Below are 17,582 nucleotides of genomic sequence, written 5' to 3'. Positions count from 1 at the left end.
CGGGACAGGCTGCGCCTCGGCGGTGCTAGGTGGCGGGTGTGAGCGGGGTGTCCTGAGCCGGCCACGTGCCTGTCTGCGGGCGGGGCTCGGGTCGGTGGTCGTGCCAGGGACGGGCCTGTTCGAACGCGGCACAGGCGGCCAGCACCCGGTCGTCGGCATGCCGTGGCCCGACGACCTGCAGCCCCACCGGAAGCCCTTCGGCGGTGAACCCGCACGGCAGGCTCGCCGCCGGCTGCTGGGTCATGTTGAACGGGTAGCTGAACGGGGCCCAGCTCGTCCAGCGTCGCCGTGGCCACCCCGGTGGCACCTCCCGCCCGGCCTCGAAAGCGGGGATCGGCAGGGTTGGGGTGACCAGCAGGTCGTAGTCGGCATGGAAGCGCCCCATCTGCCGCCCCAGTTCCATCCGTCGCGTCACCGCATCCAGGTACTCCACCGCGGAGTACCGCTCGCCCTGCGCGCAGATCTCGGCCAGGCCCGGGTCCATGCTGGCACGCTGGTCGGCGTTGACGGCGGCCACCGACTTGGCGGCCCCGGCGAACCACAGCACGTGGAAGTCGGCCACCGGGTCGGTGAAGCCCGGGTCCACTTCGGTGACGTGGGCGCCCAGCTCGGCGAACACCGCGACCGCCTGTGCCACCACGGCGGCGACTTCCGGGTCCACGGCGGCGAAGCCGAGGGTGGGGCTGAAGGCGATCCGCAGGCCCGCCACCGTCGGGCGCAGGGTCTCGGCGTAGGCGACGCCGGGGGGCGGCAGGGTCGCCCAGCCGCGGTGGTCGGGCCCGGAGATGACGTCGAGCAGCAGCGCGGAATCGGCCACGCTCCAGGTCATGGGGCCGACGTGGGCCAGGGTGCCGAAGGGGCTGGCCGGGTAGTGCGGGACCCGGCCGTAGGTGGGCTTGTGCGCGAAGATCCCGGTGAAGCCGGCCGGGATCCGGACCGATCCGCCGCCGTCGGTGCCCAGGGCCAGCGGGGCCATGCCGGTGGCCACGGCCGCGGCGGCGCCCCCGCTGGAGCCGCCCGGTGTGCGGGCGGGATCCCAGGGATTGCGGGTGATTCCGGTCAGGGGGCTGTCGGTGACGCCTTTCCAGGCGAGTTCCGGGGTGGTGGTCTTGCCGATGAGCACCGCGCCGTGCTCGCGCAGGCGCGCGACCGCCGGGGAGTCCTCCTCCCACGGCTGGTGGGGATCGATGGTGCGGGAGCCGCGCAGGGTCGGCCATCCGCGGGTGAGCAGGACGTCCTTGATCGACACCGGGACGCCGTCGAGCAGGCCGCGGGGTTCGCCGCGGGCCCACCGTTGTTCGGAGGCGCGGGCCTGGGCGAGGGCGCGGTCGGCGTCGACGAGGGTGAAGGCGCTCAGCAGCGGGTCGACGGCGGCGATGCGGGCCAGGACGGCTTCGGTGGCCTGGACGGGGGAGAGTTGCCGGCTGCGGTAGGCCGACAGCAGTTGGTGTGCGGTCAGGTGCGCGATGTCGGTCGTCACCGGGACCCCCTGGTGTGCTCGAGCGGAGCGGATGTCACGTAGCCGAGCCGTTTGTCGACGACGTTGCGCAGGGGGCTGCCCTGTCGGTAGCGGCGGAGGTTGTCGGTGAACAGCTCCACCAGTTCCTCGCGCCAGCCGACGACGTCGCCGGACATGTGGGGGGAGACCAGGACGTTGGGCAGCCGCCACAGGGGAGAGGAGTCGGGCAGGGGTTCGTCGGCGAAGACGTCCAGGGCGGCGCCGGCGATCTGGTGCGCGCGGAGTGCGGCCACGAGGTCGTCTTGGGCGACCAGGGGCCCGCGGGCGACGTTGATCAGGCGGGCGGTGGGTTTCATCCGGGCCAGGGCGGCGCGGTCGATCATGCCGCGGGTGGCCTCGGTCAGTGGTGCGGCGAGCACGACGTAGTCGGCCTGGGCGAGTGCGTCGTGCAGGTGGTCCTGGGGGCGCACGGTGCCCAGGTCGGGATCGTCGGGGCGGGCGGTGCGACCCAGGCCGCTGACGGTCAGGCCGGCCGCGGCCAGTCGGCGCCCGATCGCCCGGCCGATGGGGCCGGTGCCCACCACCAGAACGTGCGCTCCGGTCACCCGCTCGGTTTCCCGGTGCTGCCAGCGTCGTTGCTGCTGGAGGCGGGCGGTGGTGTGCAGGTCCTTGGCCAGGCACAGCACCAGGCCGAGCACGTACTCGGCCATCGGTTCGTCGAAGACGCCGCGGGAGTTGGTGACGGTGACGTCGCTGTCGCGCAGGGCGGGGAACAGCAGGGTGTCCACGCCGGCGCTGGCGACGTGGACCCAGCGCAGGGCATCGGCCTGCGGCCAGGCATCGGCCAGGGCGTCGGAGAAGAAGTCCCAGACGAACAGCACCTCGGCGCCGGGCAGGGCGGCGGCCAGTTCGGGTGCGCGGGCATAGCGAATCTGGGCGAGTCCTTCGGCCGGTGCCATCCGTGGTGGAGCGTCCTCGCCCTGGAGAACCACCACGGTGGGAGGCGGGTTCCGGGTGGTCATCCGTGGGTACCCCCGAGTTCACACGGGTTCACAAGAACGTCAACCGTTACGCCTTGACGGGGCATTGACACGCTATGCGTGCTTCGTATGATTGTCAACAATCAACTACGGCAGTTGGCGACTGATCCACGATCACTGACAAGACCGTCGCAACCGGACCAGGCCAGGACGGTTCCCACAACGCCCCAAGGGAAAAGTTCGCTCGGGAGTGGCGCCCAGCGTCACCCCTGTCCAGATGGGAGGTCCGGCATGCCGAGGCACGTCACGATCACGCTGGAACACCGCGGCGTGTCCTGCGTGGCGGAACTCCTGGACAAGGACGCTCCGCGAACCTGCACGGCGGTCTGGGAGGCGCTCCCGCTGGCCGGGGACGCCTTCCACGCCAAGTACGCCCGGCACGAGGTCTACACGATGGTGCCCGGCTTCGGCGAGTACGAGGTGGGGCTGGAGAACTCCACGGTGACCCCGATCCCGGGCGACGTCGTGTACTTCTCGTTCCCCGACGGAACCCTCGACCGGCGTTTCAAGGAGGAACGGGGCATTGCTGCCCTGCCCGGTGTCGTCGACCTGGCCATCTTCTACGGCCGCAACAACCTGCTGCTCAACGGAGATGTCGGCTGGGTGCCGGGCAACGTGTTCGCCACCGTCGTCGACGGGCTTTCGCGGATGGCCGAGGCGTGCCACGACGTCTGGCGATCCGGCAGCGTCGGGGAGCGGCTGGTCTTCCAACGGTTCGAGTCCTGACAAGCGGCGGGCCGGAAATGGCACTCAACGTCGTGGAGTTCGGCAGCGGGCCGGAACTTCCCACCCAGCACGGGGTCGGTGTGGTGGCCCCGTTCGACTTCGCCCTGGACCGCGAGCTGTGGCGGTGGGCGCCCGACGAGGTCTCGCTGTACCTGACCCGGCTGCCGTTCGTCCCGGTGCCGGTGACGGTGGAGATGGCCGAGGCACTGTCGGACCCGGGGAACGTGCGCCGGGCCACCCGCGACCTGCTCGCGCCCGAGCCGTTGGTGGTGGCCTACGCCTGCGCCTCGGGCAGCTTCGTGGACGGCGTGGCCGGGGAGCGCACGCTCATCGAGAGCATCCTGGCCGCCGGCGCGCCCGCGGCCACCACCACCTCCGGGGCGCTCATCGAGGCCCTGGGGCTGCTGGAGGTGCGGCGCCTGGCCGTGGTCACCCCCTACATCGACAGCGTGACCGAGCGGCTGCTGGCCTTCCTGGCCGCGCACGGGATCGAGGTGGTGGCCAGCGTCGGGCTGGGGCTGCTCAGCCACATCTGGAAGGTCGGCTACGCCGAGGTCGTGGGCGCGGTCAGCGTCGTGGACCGGGTCGAGGCCGACGCGGTGTTCGTCAGCTGCACCAACGTCCCCACCTACGACATCATCGCGCCGCTGGAACGCAAGCTGGGCAAGCCAGTGCTCACCGCCAACCAGGTGATGATGTGCTCGGCGCTGCGCGCGATCGGGGTGCCGGCGGCCGGGGCCGACCAGTGGCTGGTGCAGGTGGCGCGGTCGCTGGCCGCGTGATCCCGTGATCGCATACCGGTAGGATTGTGAACAATCTTCTCCTCGGGAGGATGTCGATGGCGTGCACGGTGGGGGTCCTCTACCCGGGCTTCAGCGCCGAGGACGACTACCCGCGGCTGGAACAGCGGTTGCCCGGGGTGCACCTGCCGGTCGTGCACACCGCGATGCCCGAGGACGCCCACCGGGTGGACGCGCTGCTGGCGATCGGCAGCGACGGCATCCTGGCCGAGGGGGCGCGCGCACTGGGTGCGCGGGGTGTGGACGCGGTGGTGTGGGGCTGCACCAGCGGCAGCTTCGTCTTCGGCTGGGACGGCGCGGCCGCGCAGGTGGCCGCGGTGCGCGCGGCCGCCGGCGCACCGGCCTCCAGCACCTCCTTCGCCTTCGTCCACGCCGCCGCGCAGTTGGGCGTGCGGCGGGTGGCCGTGGCCGCCACCTACCCGGCCGAGGTGGCCGAGCACTTCGTCGCCTTCCTCGCCCACGCCGGGATCGAGGTGGTCGCGATCTCCTGCCGGGGCATCATCACCGCCGCCGAGGTGGGCACCCTGACCCGGCAGGAGGTGCTGGACTTCGTGGCCGCCCATGACCACCCCGCCGCCGAGGCCGTGCTCGTGCCCGACACCGCCCTGCACACCGTGGCCTGGCTGGCGGAGCTGGAGGCCACGGTGGGCAAGCCGGTGCTCACCGCCAACCAGGTCACCGCCTGGGAGGGCCTGCGCCTGACCGGCACGCACACCCCCCGCCGCGGGCTCGGCACCCTGTTCGCCACCGCCGGCCCGACCGGGCACCCCCCACCGCGGACGACACCGCAGGCGACAATGAGGTAGCCATGGGTCGATTGGGTGAGCTGGAACCGGTACCCCGACGCTCGACCGTCGAGATCATCTCCGACGAGCTGCGCTCGGCGATCCTCTACGGGTCGCTACCACCCGGCGGCCAGCTCGGCGAGGCCGACCTGGCCGCGCGACTCGGGGTGAGCCGCGGGCCACTACGCGAAGCCATGCAACGCCTGGTGCAGGAAGGACTGCTGCGCAGCGAACCCCACCGCGGCCTGTTCGTCATCGAACTCGACGAGGACGACGTCCGCGACATCTATTACGCGCGGCTGGCCGTCGAGCGCGCCGCCTGTCAACAGATCATGCAGCGCAACCGGGGCGAGGCGCTGGTGACGCTCAACGAGGCCCTGCAGGGCCTGGTCGCGGCCGCCCGGCGCCGCGACCGGGTCGCCATGAGCGATGCCGACCAAGCCTTCCACCAGGCCCTGGTGCAGGCCTCCGGCAGCGTGCGCCTGGAACGCATGGCCCAGACGCTGCTGGTGGAGACCCGCATGTGCCTCAACGCGTTGCAGGAGACCTACCCCGAGCCCGGCGACCTCGTCGAGGAACACCGCAAGCTGGTCGAGGCCATCGCCGACGGGGACGAGGAACGGCTCCTGCGGCTGATCGAGGAACACATGACCGACACCATCGAGCGGCTGCGCCCGGCCGAGCGATCGGCGGCCGACCCCGCCCCCGCCGCCCAGTAACCCCCGGGCACCCTTCACGACAGGGTGCGCGTGGGGTCAGGTCGGGACGGCGACGTACTTGGTCTCCAGGAACTCCTCGATGCCCACCCGGCCGCCCTCCCGACCCAGCCCGGAGTGCTTGACCCCGCCGAAGGGCGCGGCCGGGTTGGACACCAGGCCCTGGTTCCACCCGACCATGCCGCTCTCCAGGGCCGTACACACCCGCAAGCCCCGGGCCAGATCGCGGGTGTAGACGTAGCTGACCAGGCCGTAGGGGGTGTCGTTGGCCCAGCGCACGGCCTGCTCCTCGGTGTCGAAAACGGTCACCGGGGCCACCGGTCCGAAAATCTCCTCGTGCCGCATCCGCGCGGTCCCGGGGACGTCGGCCAGGACCGTGGGGGCATAGAAGTAGCCCGGCCCCTCCAGCGCATAGCCACCGGTGACGACCCGGGCCCCGCGCGCCACCGCGTCGGACACCAGGGCCGACACCTTCTGTCGGGCTGCCTCGTCGACCAGCGGCCCGACCTGCACACCCTCCTCCAGGCCGGGCCCCACGGTGAGGGAGCCCATCCGCTCGGCCAGGCGGGCGGTGAACTCCTCGGCGATCTCGGCGTGCACGGAGAAGCGGTTGGCCGCGGTGCAGGCCTCCCCGATGTTGCGCATCTTCGCCACCAGGGCGCCCTCCACCGCCGCCGGGACGTCGGCGTCGGCGAACACCAGGAACGGCGCGTTGCCACCCAGCTCCAGCGACACCCGCAGCACCTGGTCGGCACTCTGGCCCAGCAGCAGCCGCCCGACCTCGGTGGAGCCGGTGAACGACAGCTTGCGGATCCGGCCGTCGGCCAGCAGCGGCGCGACCAGCCCGCCGGGATCGGAGGTCGGCACGACGTTGAGCACCCCGTCGGGCAGCCCCGCCTCGGCCAGGATCGCCGCCAGGGCCAGCATCGACAGTGGGGTCTGCTCGGCGGGCTTGACCACCATCGTGCAGCCGGCCGCCACCGCCGGACCGATCTTGCGGGTGCCCATGGCCATCGGGAAGTTCCACGGGGTGACCAGCAGGCTCGGGCCCACCGGCTGGCGCATCACCAGAAACCGGCTGCGTCCATCCGGCGCCAGGGCGCAGTCACCGTGCACCCGCACGGCCTCCTCGGCGAACCAGCGGAAGAACTCCGCGGCGTAGGCGACCTCGCCCCGGGACTCGGCCAGCGGCTTGCCCATCTCCAGGGTCATCAGTACCGCCAGCTCCTCGCGCCGCGCCGTGATCAGCTCGAAGGCGCGCCGCAGGATCTCCCCGCGCTCCCGTGGCGGGTGGGCCGCCCAGGCCGGCTGGGCGGCCACCGCCGCATCCAGCGCCGCCAGTCCGTCGGCGGGGGTGGCGTCGGCGACCGCGCACAGCGGCTTGCCCGTCGCCGGGTCGCTCACCTCGAAGGTGCGTTCCGGGCGCGACGGGCGCCAGCGGCCGTCGATGAGCAGGTGTTTGGGTGTGGCGCCCAGCAGTGCATCCACCTGGTCGGGCTGGCTCACGTGCTGTCCCCCATCTCGACATCGGGCGTGGGAGCATGGTTGCATGCCAGTAGATTGTTGACAATCCTGCGGGAGGGCCTCATGTCACACCTGTCACCGGTGCTCAAGCAGGCCACCCCGGTGCTGGCCAGCCGGGGCGAGGGGGTCTACCTCTACGACGAGGCCGGCCGCCGCTACCTGGACTTCACCGCCGGGATCGGGGTCACCAGCACCGGCCACTGCCACCCGCGCGTCGTGCGCGCCGCCCAGGAGCAGGTCGCCACCCTCATCCACGCCCAGTACACGACCGTGCTCCACCGGCCGCTGCTGCGCCTGAGCGAGCGGCTCGGCGAGGTCCTGCCCGCGACCCTGGACAGCCTGTTCTACGTCAACTCCGGCAGCGAGGCCGTGGAGGCGGCCATCCGGCTGGCCCGTCACGCCACCGGCCGGCAGAACATCGTCGTCTTCCACGGCTCCTTCCACGGCCGCACCATGGGTGCGGCCGCCCTGACCACGGCCGGACCCAAGTTCCGCGCCGGCATCGGCCCGCTGATGCCCGGCGTGGCCGTGGCCCCCTTCCCGCAGGCCTACCGCTACGGCTGGGACGAGGCCGAGGCCACCCGGTTCGCGCTGCGCGAGCTGGACTACGTGCTGGCCACCATCTGCCCACCGGCCGACACCGCCGCCTTCGTGGTCGAGCCGATGCTCGGCGAGGGCGGCTACATCCCGGCCACCCCGGAGTTCCTGGCCGGGCTGCGCGAGCGCGCCGACCGCCACGACGTCCTGCTCGTCGTCGACGAGGTGCAGACCGGGTTCGGCCGCACCGGCCGGTTCTGGGGGCACGAGCACTTCGACGTCCGCCCCGACGTGCTCATCACCGCCAAAGGGCTGGCCAGCGGATTCCCCCTCTCGGCCATCGCCGCGCCCACCGAGCTGATGCGCCGGGCCTGGCCCGGCTCGCAAGGCGGCACCTACGGCGGCAACGCGGTGGCGTGCGCGGCCGCCCTGGCCACCCTTGAGGTGATCCAGGACGAGGGCCTGGTCGACAACGCCGCCGAGATGGGCCAGCGCCTGCAGAACGGGCTGCGCAAGGTCGCCGCCGACCACCCGATGGTCGGCGACGTGCGCGGCCTGGGCCTGATGGTGGGCAACGAGTTCTCCACACCCGAGGGCGAGCCCGACCCGCAGCGGGCGCAACGCGCCCAGCAGGCGGCCTGCGAACGGGGGCTGCTGCTGCTCACCTGTGGGGCACACGGCCAGGTGGTGCGCATGATCCCGCCGCTGGTCGTCAACGTCGACCAGATCGACGAAGCCCTGGCCCTGTGGGCCGACGCCGTCGCCACGGTCGACCTCGGCTGAGCCACGGTTAAGCCGCCTCCCCAGGCGACACCGGACAGGGCAACCGCACCGGCGTCGGTCCCGCCCGCGGGAAGCGGGGCCGACGCCGGTGCGTTCCCTGGCGCCCTTGCTTACGCTCATGTGTCCCGAAACGCTCGCGGGGTCCTGCGCTAGTCACCAACGTGGTGGCGAACCACGCGTTCCACACGCATCGGGGTACGCGAACGCGACCCGCCACCCCACGAGACAACGTCCCTTCGGCCCGGCAGGCACATATCCGGTGGCACGGACACCGACCTGCCGCCGACGCGGCCATGACAACGCACGGGCCGGTCGCGCGGAAAACACCGAGCAAGACCCAGGACGTCATGTTGATAGTTCCTCGGTGATCACGCCGCCCCAGCCCTACGCTTGTACGCGTAAGGTTTCTGTCTCGTCGTGACTGGGGTGCTCTCGGCTGGCCGGGGAACGAAGATCGCCAACCCACCACGGCCACTCGTCCTGCCGTAGCCACGCGCACTGACGATCAGAACTTTCCTCAGGGGGATCGACGACAGTGCGGACACCACGACCTCGTGCACGCCTGCTCCGCGCGAAGAAGAGCGCGATGTAAAGCAAAAATCCCACCTCTCGCGGTGTCAGCCGTGCCCGGTGGGTGTCGTCCCACCGCCACCCCAGGCTCGACGCCGACACCACCTGCCGGGGCGGCACCACCATCCTTCGCCTCAGGGCGGGTGACGCTTTTCCGCCGCACCGGCCCGAAGCGGTTTTCCATCGTTGAACGCTGAGTGCCGCGCGGTGTTCCCGAACGAGTACGCCGCTGCCTCATTTCCTGTGATGTCACGGCGTACCGACGACGCCACCAGCATGGGATTTTGATGAGAAGATATCTCTTATCGGGATGTGCTGCCCTGGCCATGTCAGTCCTGACGGTCCTGGGGACCGCGATACCCGCTGCCGCCACTCCGGCCAGAACCGGTCGGCCCACCACAGCGCCAGCAGGGTCGATCTCGTGGTAGCCATGCCCGGAACGGGCGGAGTTCGACTGCGGCACGGTCGAGGTTCCCCTCGACTGGACGCATCCCGACGGTGCCACGGTCACGCTCACCCTCGCCCGTCTTTAAGCCAAGCACCCCCACCAACGCATCGGTTCCCTGTTCCTCAACCCCGGAGGCCCCGGCATCTCCGGCGTCGACTTCGCCTTCACCGCCGACCCGTACTTCTCCTCCACACTCCGCGAACGGTTCGACATCATCGGCTTCGACACCCGGGGCACGGCACGCAGTCAGCCGGTGCGCTGCGCACGGGACCTCGCCGAGGCGGTGCATCCCCTTCGTCTACCCCTCCAGCCAGGCCGAACTGGAGCAACTCAACACAGCAGTCGAACGGCTGGGCAAGAGCTGCCGGGAGAACACCGGCAGCGTCCTCGACGACCTGGACACCGTCAGCCAGGCACACGACATGGATGCCATCCGAGCCGCCCTGGGCGAGGACACCATCAGCTTCTACGGCAGCCCGTGCGCACGGGCGACGATCGACGACTACCTTCTCACGGCCCGCACCCCTGCGCCAGACACGCACTGCCCGGTGGGCCGTCTCCCTAGACATGTCGAGGACCGTGTCCCCGCGGTAGTCCCACCTGGTGTTCAGGCCAAGGATGTTCTCGGCCTGAACACCAGCACCGGTGTGCCCACCGTGATGTTGGGCACGAGTACGTGGACATCCGGTGGGACAACGCTGGGTCCAAATCCTTCAGCGGCACGCCACGGCAGGTGATCACACAGTCCTGTGTGGAGGATTGGTGCCGGAAAGGGCGACCATCGTGGACAACGACTCGACAGACCAGCGAGCCATGACAGGCATGCCCGCCCGACGCCGTCAGTCCCGTGGCGTGCAGACTATCGAGCAGGATGGCTGTCGGGATCGAGAGCACCGTCGAGAATGTGGTGCAGGCCCCGCTGATAGCTGTAGCCCGCCTCCAAGTCCCGCCAGACTCCGGCAAGCCTGCTCAGGTAGGGCATCGTCTCGGCACTGCGTTGCTCACCCTGCTCGGCCACGATCGTCTCCAAATAGTGCGGGCCAGCGGGTTTCTGGCCCGCCTCGCCCGCCTGCCGCACCGCAGCGGCAACCTGACCGGCGGTGTAGTACCAGATCGTCTGGTTGACGTCGAACGCCTGCTCCACGCTCAAGCCACACCCGACCAGCGCGGCAATGATCTCCTCGGTCATCCACACAGCCGACGGAGCAACCATCTCACCACGGGCCACCAGCGGCACCACCCACGGGTTCTCCACGAACGCCTGGCGCATCAGGCCACAGACCAGGACCAGACGCTCCCGGGGATCGGCCGGCAGCACCGGATGCGGCAGCCTCGCGGCAACATCCTCCAGCACATGCAGCAGCAGGTCGTCCTTGCTCTGGAAGTGGTGGTACAACGCCATCGCGGTACAGCCGATCTCCCTGGCCAGCCGCCGCATCGTCAGCTGCTCCGCACCCTCGTCGGCGATGATGTCGCGCGCCGCGGCGACGATGTCCTCTTTGGACAGCCGGGGTGGGCGTCCCTTCGCCCGGCCGCTCGATGTCTTCATCAGGGCTCTCGCTCCTCGTTGCCGGCCAGTGTGCCAGGTCACAGCCGGCCCGTGCTTGAGCCGGCGCTATCTATTACACGTAAGGTAAATGCCCGGTGGAACCCTCCATCACCTCGCGACGACCGGCAGGGAACGGACAACGATGCGGGACAAGAATACGGTCGCCAACCCCCCGGTCCGGCTGGGTTGGGTGCTGGCCGTGGTGGTGACCGTCCAGTTCATCGTCACGCTGGACACCTCGGTGGTGGTCGTGGCGTTGCCCGCCATCCGCGCGGCGCTGGGGTTCACCGAGTCCGGCCTGCAGTGGGTGGTCAACGCCTACGTCATCGTGTTCGGCGGCTTCCTGCTCCTGGGTGGCCGGACCGCCGACCTCTACGGCCGGCGCCGGATGCTGTGGTGGGGGCTGGGTCTGTTCGGGGCGGCCAGCCTGGCCGGCGGCCTGGCCCAGACCGACTGGGAGCTGGTGTCGGCTCGAGCCGTCCAGGGCCTGGGCGCGGCGATCCTCGCCCCGGTGGCCCTGACCATCCTCACCGCCACCTTTCCCGTCGGGCACCTGCGCGCCCGTGCACTGGGCCTGTGGAGTGCCGCCGGTGCCGCCGGTGGCGCCGCGGGGGTGCTGGTCGGCGGCGTGCTCACCGAGTACCTGAACTGGCGGTCGGTGCTGCTGATCAACGTTCCGGTCATGATCGCCGCGATGGTGGCCGGCAAGGAGGTGCCCGGCGGCCGGCCCGAACACCGGGTCCGCCTGGACGTCCTGGGCGCCCTCCTGGTCACCGCCGGCATGGCGACCCTGGTCTTCGCGGTGGTCAGCACCGACGGCGGCTCCTGGACCGCACCGGGCACCCTGCTGACCTTCCTGCTGGCGATCGCGCTGCTGGCCGGCTTCGTGATGGTGGAAAGCCGCATCGCCGCCCAACCCCTGGTGCGGTTGGGGCTGTTCACCACCAGGGCAGCGAGCGGGTCCAACCTGACGATGCTGCTGCTGGCCTGTGGCCAGTTCGCCGGCTTCTACTTCGTTTCCCTGTATCTGCAACAGGTCCTGCACTTCGGGGCCGCCGTGACCGGACTGGCCTTCCTGCCCTTCAGCCTCGGGTTCACCCTCAGCTCGTTGGCCGGCAGCCGGGTGCTGGACCGCACCGGGCCGCGGCCCCTGGCCGCCACCGGGTTGGCCGTGGGCGCGCTCGGGTTGTTCTGGTTCAGCAAGATTAGCGTCTCCGGCGACTTTCTCGGCACCGTCCTGGGGCCCTCCCTGGTCACCAGTCTCGGGCTGGGCGCGGCCTATGTCGCCCTGGCCAACGCGGCCACCAGCAGTGTTGCCCCGCACGAAGCCGGCATGGCCTCCGGTGTGTTCAACAGCGCGACCCAGATCGGCGGCTCCCTCGGCCTGGCCATCACGGTGAGCGTCGGAGCCAGCCACACCGCCGCCCTGCTGCCGCAGGGCGCCAGCACGGTGGAGGCGCTCAACGCCGGCTACGCCACCTCGCTGCTGACCGGAGCCTGCATCGTGCTCGTCGCCGCCCTCGTCGCACTCATCCTGCCCGGACGCAAGGGCGCGGCGCCCGCAAACGCCCCCACTCCCGAGCCGGTCGCGGACCCGGCCGCCGAAACCCTGCGCTAGACAGCACGACTTCCTACGGTGCCCGTGTGCGAGAACCTCGATCGCGGCAACCGCACGATCCCGCCGGACGCCCAACAGACAGCTGAACAGGCAACGACTTCGGGCTCGACCGAATGCGTACAGCAGTCGACATCGCACTAATAACACATTTCTGAAAGATTTTTCTTACATGTAAGTTGAGATAGTCGCAGGTGGTGTCAACCAAACCTGACAGAATGTTGATCGGCGAGTGGGCCGTTGCTAGCGTTGCCCCGACCATGGTGCGAGCCACCAATGTGGACAACTGGTCGAAGAGGGGGCACGACTTTGTTCAGGGAAGCAGGAAACAGCTTCCTTCACGGCAAATCGCCGAACAACTGTACGGGTGGGCGCGTCACCGTTTCCGCGGTGCCCTCGGCCACCAGCCTTGCTGACCAGCTCGCCGTGTCCGGGCCACTGGCCCGGACGGTCCTGCACGCCCGGCACGCCGTCACCAGGGTGCTCACCGGCCTCGACGACCGGCTGCTGGCGGTGGTCGGCCCGTGCTCCATCCACGACGCCGACGCCGCCCTCGCCTACGCGTTGCGGCTGCGGGGCATGGCCGAGGAACTGGCCGACGATTTGCTCGTCGTCATGCGCGCCTACGTCGAGAAACCGCGCTCGGCACTGGGCTGGCCGGGCCTGGCCACCGACCCGGGCCTGGACGGCACCTTCCGGCTCGGCGACGGGCTGGCCCTGGCCCGCAAGATCATGCTCGACATCACCACGTTGGGCCTGCCGCTGGCCTGCGAGTGGCTCAACCCGGCCCTGGCCGAGTACTTCGCCGACCTGGTGACCTGGGGAGCCATCGGCGCCAGGACCGTGGAAAGCCAGGTACACCGGCAGCTGGCCAGCGGGCTGCCGATGCCGGTGGGAATGAAGAACACCACCACCGGATCGGTCGGCCCCGCCATCGACGCCGTCCGGGTGGCCGCGGCCGGTCACGGCTACGCCGGCACCGGTCGGGACGGCACCCTCACCCTGCTGCGCACCAGCGGGAACCCGCACTGCCACGTGGTGCTGCGGGGCGGGATCGCGGGTCCCAACCACACCGCCCCCAAGGTGGCCGAAGCCCTCTCCGCCCTGCGCGCGGCCGGGCTGGCCGAACGGGTCGTGGTCGATGCCAGCCACGGCAACAGCGGCAAGGACCACGAGCGGCAACGCCTGGTCGCCGGCGAGATCGCCGACCAGGTCGCGGCCGGGGCGTGGGGCATCCGCGGTGTCCTGCTGGAAAGCTTCCTGCGCCCGGGACGACAGGACCCCGACCTCGGCTCACCGCTGGTGTTCGGACAAAGCGTCACCGACCCGTGCCTGGGCTGGGAGACCACGGTCGAGGCGTTGTGGCAGCTGGCCGAGGCCACCCGGGCGCGCCGCGAGTCCCTCGCCGCCAACGCCACCGGCCACCTGGACGTGGTTGGCAGCGCCAGTACCTGAGGCCGACGCGGCACAGTGGTCCGGAGGTGTTGTGGCCCAGAGATTGCATTTGGTGGTTGTCCGACGGGCCGAATGCTCGAGGCGTCATCAATCTGCGGACCCTCGGATCGGCCACATCGATCCCGCGTGCTTTTGTCGTTGACGAGTGTGCTCAAGCTTTCTTGGTGACCGGAAGATCGGCGGAAAACTGGGGGTGTTGGATGGCGGCATGTCACACGGTGCGGAGCCGGGGGAGTTGACCCCACTGATGTCCCGCACATAACACGCGCCTCCCGGCACGGCTGGGAGTGTTCCGTGATACCGCAACGGACCCGGTGGTCGGTCACCGGCGACGGACGAGCCCGATCCACGACACGAACGTCACTCTTTTCATGCCGCGATCGGAGTGACCCTCCGAGGCAACCGGAGATGCCTGGTGCGCAACGACATGATCACGCAACCCACAGCCGCCGCGACCCACGCGGATGACCTGCTCGCCGCCTACCAGCACGACGACTTCTTCCTGGCTTCCCCGAAGGGCACCCTGCTCTGCCGGGGCCGGCGTGCCACCGTGTCCCTGCAGGACGGTTCCGCCCCCTTCGGTGAGCAACTGCGCGCCGCGGTGGACACCTCCGACGATCCCGCCACGCAACCGGCGATCGCGGTCGGCGCGCTGCCCTTCGACACCTACCGTCCTGCCGAACTCGTCGTCCCCCACACCGTGCACCGTGGCGGCCCGCTCCCCGCGCGAAGCGACGAACCCGACCAGGGCATCGGAATCCCGCAGTGGAACACCGAGACCATCCCCGACGCCGCAGCGCACCAACACGCCGTTGCCCAGGCAGTCCAACAGATCCGCTCCGGCGCGATCGACAAGGTGGTTCTCGCGCGCGTGATCCGGCTGACCACCGCGCAACCCCTGGGCGGTCGCGTGCGCCGCATCCTGCGCAACCTGGCCGCTCGTGACCCCCGCTGCTACACCTTCGCCGCCGCACTCCCCAGCACGGCCGGCACCCGCACCCTGGTGGGGGCAAGCCCGGAGCTTCTGCTGTCCCGCTCAGGCACCACGGTGATGACCAACCCACTGGCCGGTTCGGCCGCGCGCAGCCCCGACCCCGCCGAGGACCGCCGCCGCGCCGAAGCGTTGCTGGCCTCGGCCAAGGACCGCCGCGAGCACACCGTCGTGGTCGAGGCGGTGGTGGAGAACCTCCGGCCACTGCTGCGTGACCTCCGGGTGCCCAGCCACCCCTCGCTCGTCTGCACCGCCACGATGTGGCACCTGTCCACCGTGATCACCGGACAGGTCGCCGATGCCGACATCGCCGCGGTGGATCTGGCACGCGCACTACATCCGACACCGGCGGTGTGCGGGACCCCCACCGATCGTGCCCGGGCCACCATCGGTGAGCTGGAGCCCTTCGACCGTGGGTTCTACGCCGGAACGCTCGGATGGTGCGACGCCACCGGAGACGGGGAGTGGGTGGTCACGATCCGGTGCGCGGAGGTGGGCGACCACGAGCTGCGCCTGTTCGCCGGGGGCGGGATCGTCGGCGACTCCGATCCCGCCGCCGAGGTCGCCGAGACCTCGGCCAAGCTGCGGACCCTGCTTCGGGCCATGGGCGTCCACCAGGAGCTGTAGCCGACACCCACCCGCAAAAGAGGTCAACACATGCTGTTCGGATGCACCGCGTGGCCCGCGGAGTTCGCGGCCCGCTACCGGCAGGCCGGCTACTGGTCGGGACAGACCCTCGGTGACATGCTGCGCGAGCGCGCCGTCACGGTCACCGAGCGCATCGCCGTGGTCGATGACGAGCACCGCCTCAGCTACGGCGAGTTCGATGCACGGGTGGACGGTCTGGTCGCCGGTTTCCGCGAGTTGGGCGTGCTCCCACGCGACCGGGTCGTCGTCCAGCTGCCCAACATCGCGGCGTTTCTGGAGGTCCTCTTCGCCCTGTTCCGGCTCGGTGCCGTGCCGGTGCTCGCACTGCCGTCCCACCGCAGCAGCGAGATCCGGTACTTCTGCGAGCACAGCGCGGCCAGTGCCTATGTCATCGCCGACACCGACCTGGGTTTCGACTACCGAACCCTGGCCGCCGAGGTCACCGCGGCGGTGCCCAGTCTTCGCCACGTCATCGTGTGCGGCGAACCCGATCGGTTCACCGCCCTGGAGGAGCTGCGTCGCCCCCCTGGGACGGCGCCCGGCCCCGCACCCGGCGACGTCGCCCTGCTGTTGCTGTCCGGCGGCAGCACCGGACTGCCCAAGCTCATCCCCCGCACCCACGACGACTACCTCTACAACGTGCGGGCCAGCGCCCAGGTCTGCCGGCTCGGACCACACAGCACCTACCTGGCCGCGTTGCCGGTGGCACACAACTTTCCCCTGTCCTCACCGGGGATCCTGGGCACACTCGACGCCGGTGGCAAGGTCGTGCTCGCCCGCCGGCCCGCACCCGACACCGTCTTGCCCCTCATCCACGCCGAACAGGTGACGATCACCGCCGCGGTGCCGCCGCTGGCCGGGGTGTGGCTGGGGGCCGCGGCCGCCAGCGGCCACGACCTGTCCAGCCTAAAGATCCTCCAGGTGGGCGGGGCGACACTGTCGACCAGCCTGGCGCAGCGCATCGAACCCACCTTCGGCTGCACCCTGCAACAGGTTTTCGGCATGGCCGAGGGACTGCTGTGCTACACGCGCCTGGACGACCCCGACGAGCTCCGGCTGGCCACCCAGGGCCGACCGGTGTCCCCGGACGACGAGATCCGCATCGTCGACGACGCCGACCAACCGGTCGCGCCGGGCACGCCCGGACACCTGCTGGCCCGCGGGCCCTACACCATCCGCGGCTACTACAAGGCCGAGCAGCACAACGTAACCGCGTTCACCACCGACGGCTTCTACCGCACCGGCGACATCGTCCGGCTCACCCCCGAGGGCTACCTGGTGGTCGAGGGACGGGCCAAGGACCAGATCAACCGGGGTGGCGACAAGATCCCGGCCCAGGAAGTGGAAAACCACCTCTTGGCCCACCCGGCGGTCGCCGAGGCCGCCGTGGTGGCCATCCCCGACGAATACCTGGGGGAGCGGTCCTGCGCCTTCATCGTGCCCCGCGGACCGGCCCCCACCCCCGCCGAGCTCCTGCGCTTCGTCCGGCAACGCGGCCTGGCCGCCTTCAAGGTGCCCGACCGCGTGGAGATCGTCGAGGCCCTGCCCAAGACCGGGGTGGGCAAGGTCAGCAAGAACGACCTCAGAGCAGCCGTCCGCCAGGACATTCCGACAGACACGCAGAACGCCAGCCCACAGCACCAGGACGCACGATAGGACCAACACCGATGCCCGACAGTCACGACAGCCTGACGTGGGAGAGCCTACGCGGCGCGGTCGCCGAGATCCTGAACCAGCCGAGCACGAGCCTGGCCGAGGACGACAACCTGCTGGAGGCAGGGCTGGACTCGATCCGCATGATGAGCCTCGTCGAGCAGTGGAGGCACCACGGCATCGAGGTCACCTTCGTCGAGCTGGCCGAGCACCCCACGCTACGCAGCTGGGCGACGTTGCTGGGCGTGTCCTGACACCGGGCGGCAGCACACTCCCGGACAGC

Annotated in this window: 14 protein-coding genes; 10 read left to right on the top strand and 4 right to left on the bottom strand. The window is 70.5% G+C overall.

The window, feature by feature from the left end:
- Positions 1-25: 25 nt before the first annotated feature.
- Complete coding sequence (locus IEY55_RS09850; protein ID WP_229686224.1) at positions 26-1,480, bottom strand: amidase; 1,455 nt, start codon at positions 1,478-1,480, stop codon at positions 26-28.
- On the bottom strand, positions 1,477-2,481 hold the full coding sequence (locus IEY55_RS09845) for a D-2-hydroxyacid dehydrogenase (RefSeq protein WP_189056284.1): 1,005 nt from the start codon (positions 2,479-2,481) through the stop codon (positions 1,477-1,479). Before IEY55_RS09845 ends, IEY55_RS09850 begins: the two co-directional genes overlap by 4 nt.
- 249 nt (positions 2,482-2,730) lie before the next feature.
- Between IEY55_RS09845 and IEY55_RS09840 the strand changes: the two genes are divergently transcribed.
- From IEY55_RS09840 to IEY55_RS09825, 4 genes are read left to right on the top strand one after another with little or no spacing between them, the layout of a single operon-like run.
- Complete coding sequence (locus IEY55_RS09840; RefSeq protein ID WP_189056282.1) at positions 2,731-3,225, top strand: DUF3830 family protein; 495 nt, start codon at positions 2,731-2,733, stop codon at positions 3,223-3,225.
- Between the two features lie 17 nt (positions 3,226-3,242).
- Positions 3,243-4,007, top strand: coding sequence for a maleate cis-trans isomerase family protein (locus IEY55_RS09835; RefSeq protein WP_189056280.1), 765 nt, complete (start codon positions 3,243-3,245; stop codon positions 4,005-4,007).
- Between the two features lie 56 nt (positions 4,008-4,063).
- Positions 4,064-4,831, top strand: a complete 768-nt coding sequence (locus tag IEY55_RS09830; protein WP_189056278.1) for a maleate cis-trans isomerase family protein — start codon at positions 4,064-4,066, stop codon at positions 4,829-4,831.
- Between the two features lie 2 nt (positions 4,832-4,833).
- Complete coding sequence (locus tag IEY55_RS09825) at positions 4,834-5,529, top strand: GntR family transcriptional regulator (RefSeq protein ID WP_189056277.1); 696 nt, start codon at positions 4,834-4,836, stop codon at positions 5,527-5,529.
- A gap of 36 nt (positions 5,530-5,565) precedes the next feature.
- Here the strand turns inward: IEY55_RS09825 and IEY55_RS09820 are convergent, their stop codons facing one another.
- Positions 5,566-7,032 carry an NAD-dependent succinate-semialdehyde dehydrogenase gene (locus IEY55_RS09820; RefSeq protein WP_229686223.1) on the bottom strand — a complete coding sequence of 489 codons (1,467 nt, stop codon included), beginning with the start codon at positions 7,030-7,032 and terminating at the stop codon, positions 5,566-5,568.
- A gap of 81 nt (positions 7,033-7,113) precedes the next feature.
- Between IEY55_RS09820 and IEY55_RS09815 the strand changes: the two genes are divergently transcribed.
- Positions 7,114-8,370: an aspartate aminotransferase family protein gene (locus IEY55_RS09815; protein ID WP_189056273.1), complete on the top strand. Its 1,257-nt coding sequence runs from the start codon at positions 7,114-7,116 to the stop codon at positions 8,368-8,370.
- A 1,877-nt stretch (positions 8,371-10,247) separates the two neighbouring features.
- Here IEY55_RS09815 and IEY55_RS09805 read toward each other — a convergent pair.
- Positions 10,248-10,937 (bottom strand): TetR/AcrR family transcriptional regulator, encoded by a 690-nt coding sequence (locus IEY55_RS09805; protein ID WP_189056271.1) that lies wholly within the window; start codon positions 10,935-10,937, stop codon positions 10,248-10,250.
- A gap of 142 nt (positions 10,938-11,079) precedes the next feature.
- Here IEY55_RS09805 and IEY55_RS09800 point away from each other — a divergent pair, with 142 nt between their 5' ends.
- The 5 genes from IEY55_RS09800 to IEY55_RS09780 all read left to right on the top strand — a co-directional run bounded on the left by IEY55_RS09800 (position 11,080) and on the right by IEY55_RS09780 (position 17,553).
- The gene (locus IEY55_RS09800) at positions 11,080-12,555 is read left to right on the top strand and encodes an MFS transporter (protein WP_189056269.1); all 1,476 of its coding nucleotides are present in this window, start codon (positions 11,080-11,082) and stop codon (positions 12,553-12,555) included.
- A gap of 387 nt (positions 12,556-12,942) precedes the next feature.
- On the top strand, positions 12,943-14,007 hold the full coding sequence (locus IEY55_RS09795) for a 3-deoxy-7-phosphoheptulonate synthase (protein WP_229686222.1): 1,065 nt from the start codon (positions 12,943-12,945) through the stop codon (positions 14,005-14,007).
- 427 nt (positions 14,008-14,434) lie between these two features.
- Complete coding sequence (locus tag IEY55_RS09790) at positions 14,435-15,625, top strand: isochorismate synthase (RefSeq protein ID WP_189056435.1); 1,191 nt, start codon at positions 14,435-14,437, stop codon at positions 15,623-15,625.
- Positions 15,626-15,655: 30 nt separating this feature from the next.
- Positions 15,656-17,302 (top strand): (2,3-dihydroxybenzoyl)adenylate synthase, encoded by a 1,647-nt coding sequence (locus IEY55_RS09785; protein WP_189056265.1) that lies wholly within the window; start codon positions 15,656-15,658, stop codon positions 17,300-17,302.
- 11 nt (positions 17,303-17,313) lie between these two features.
- Positions 17,314-17,553, top strand: a complete 240-nt coding sequence (locus tag IEY55_RS09780) for a phosphopantetheine-binding protein (RefSeq protein ID WP_189056263.1) — start codon at positions 17,314-17,316, stop codon at positions 17,551-17,553.
- Positions 17,554-17,582 lie beyond the last annotated feature (29 nt).

Source organism: Longimycelium tulufanense (assembly GCF_014645795.1).
Lineage (GTDB): Bacteria > Actinomycetota > Actinomycetes > Mycobacteriales > Pseudonocardiaceae > Longimycelium > Longimycelium tulufanense.
This window is presented reverse-complemented; position numbering and strand designations above follow the sequence as displayed.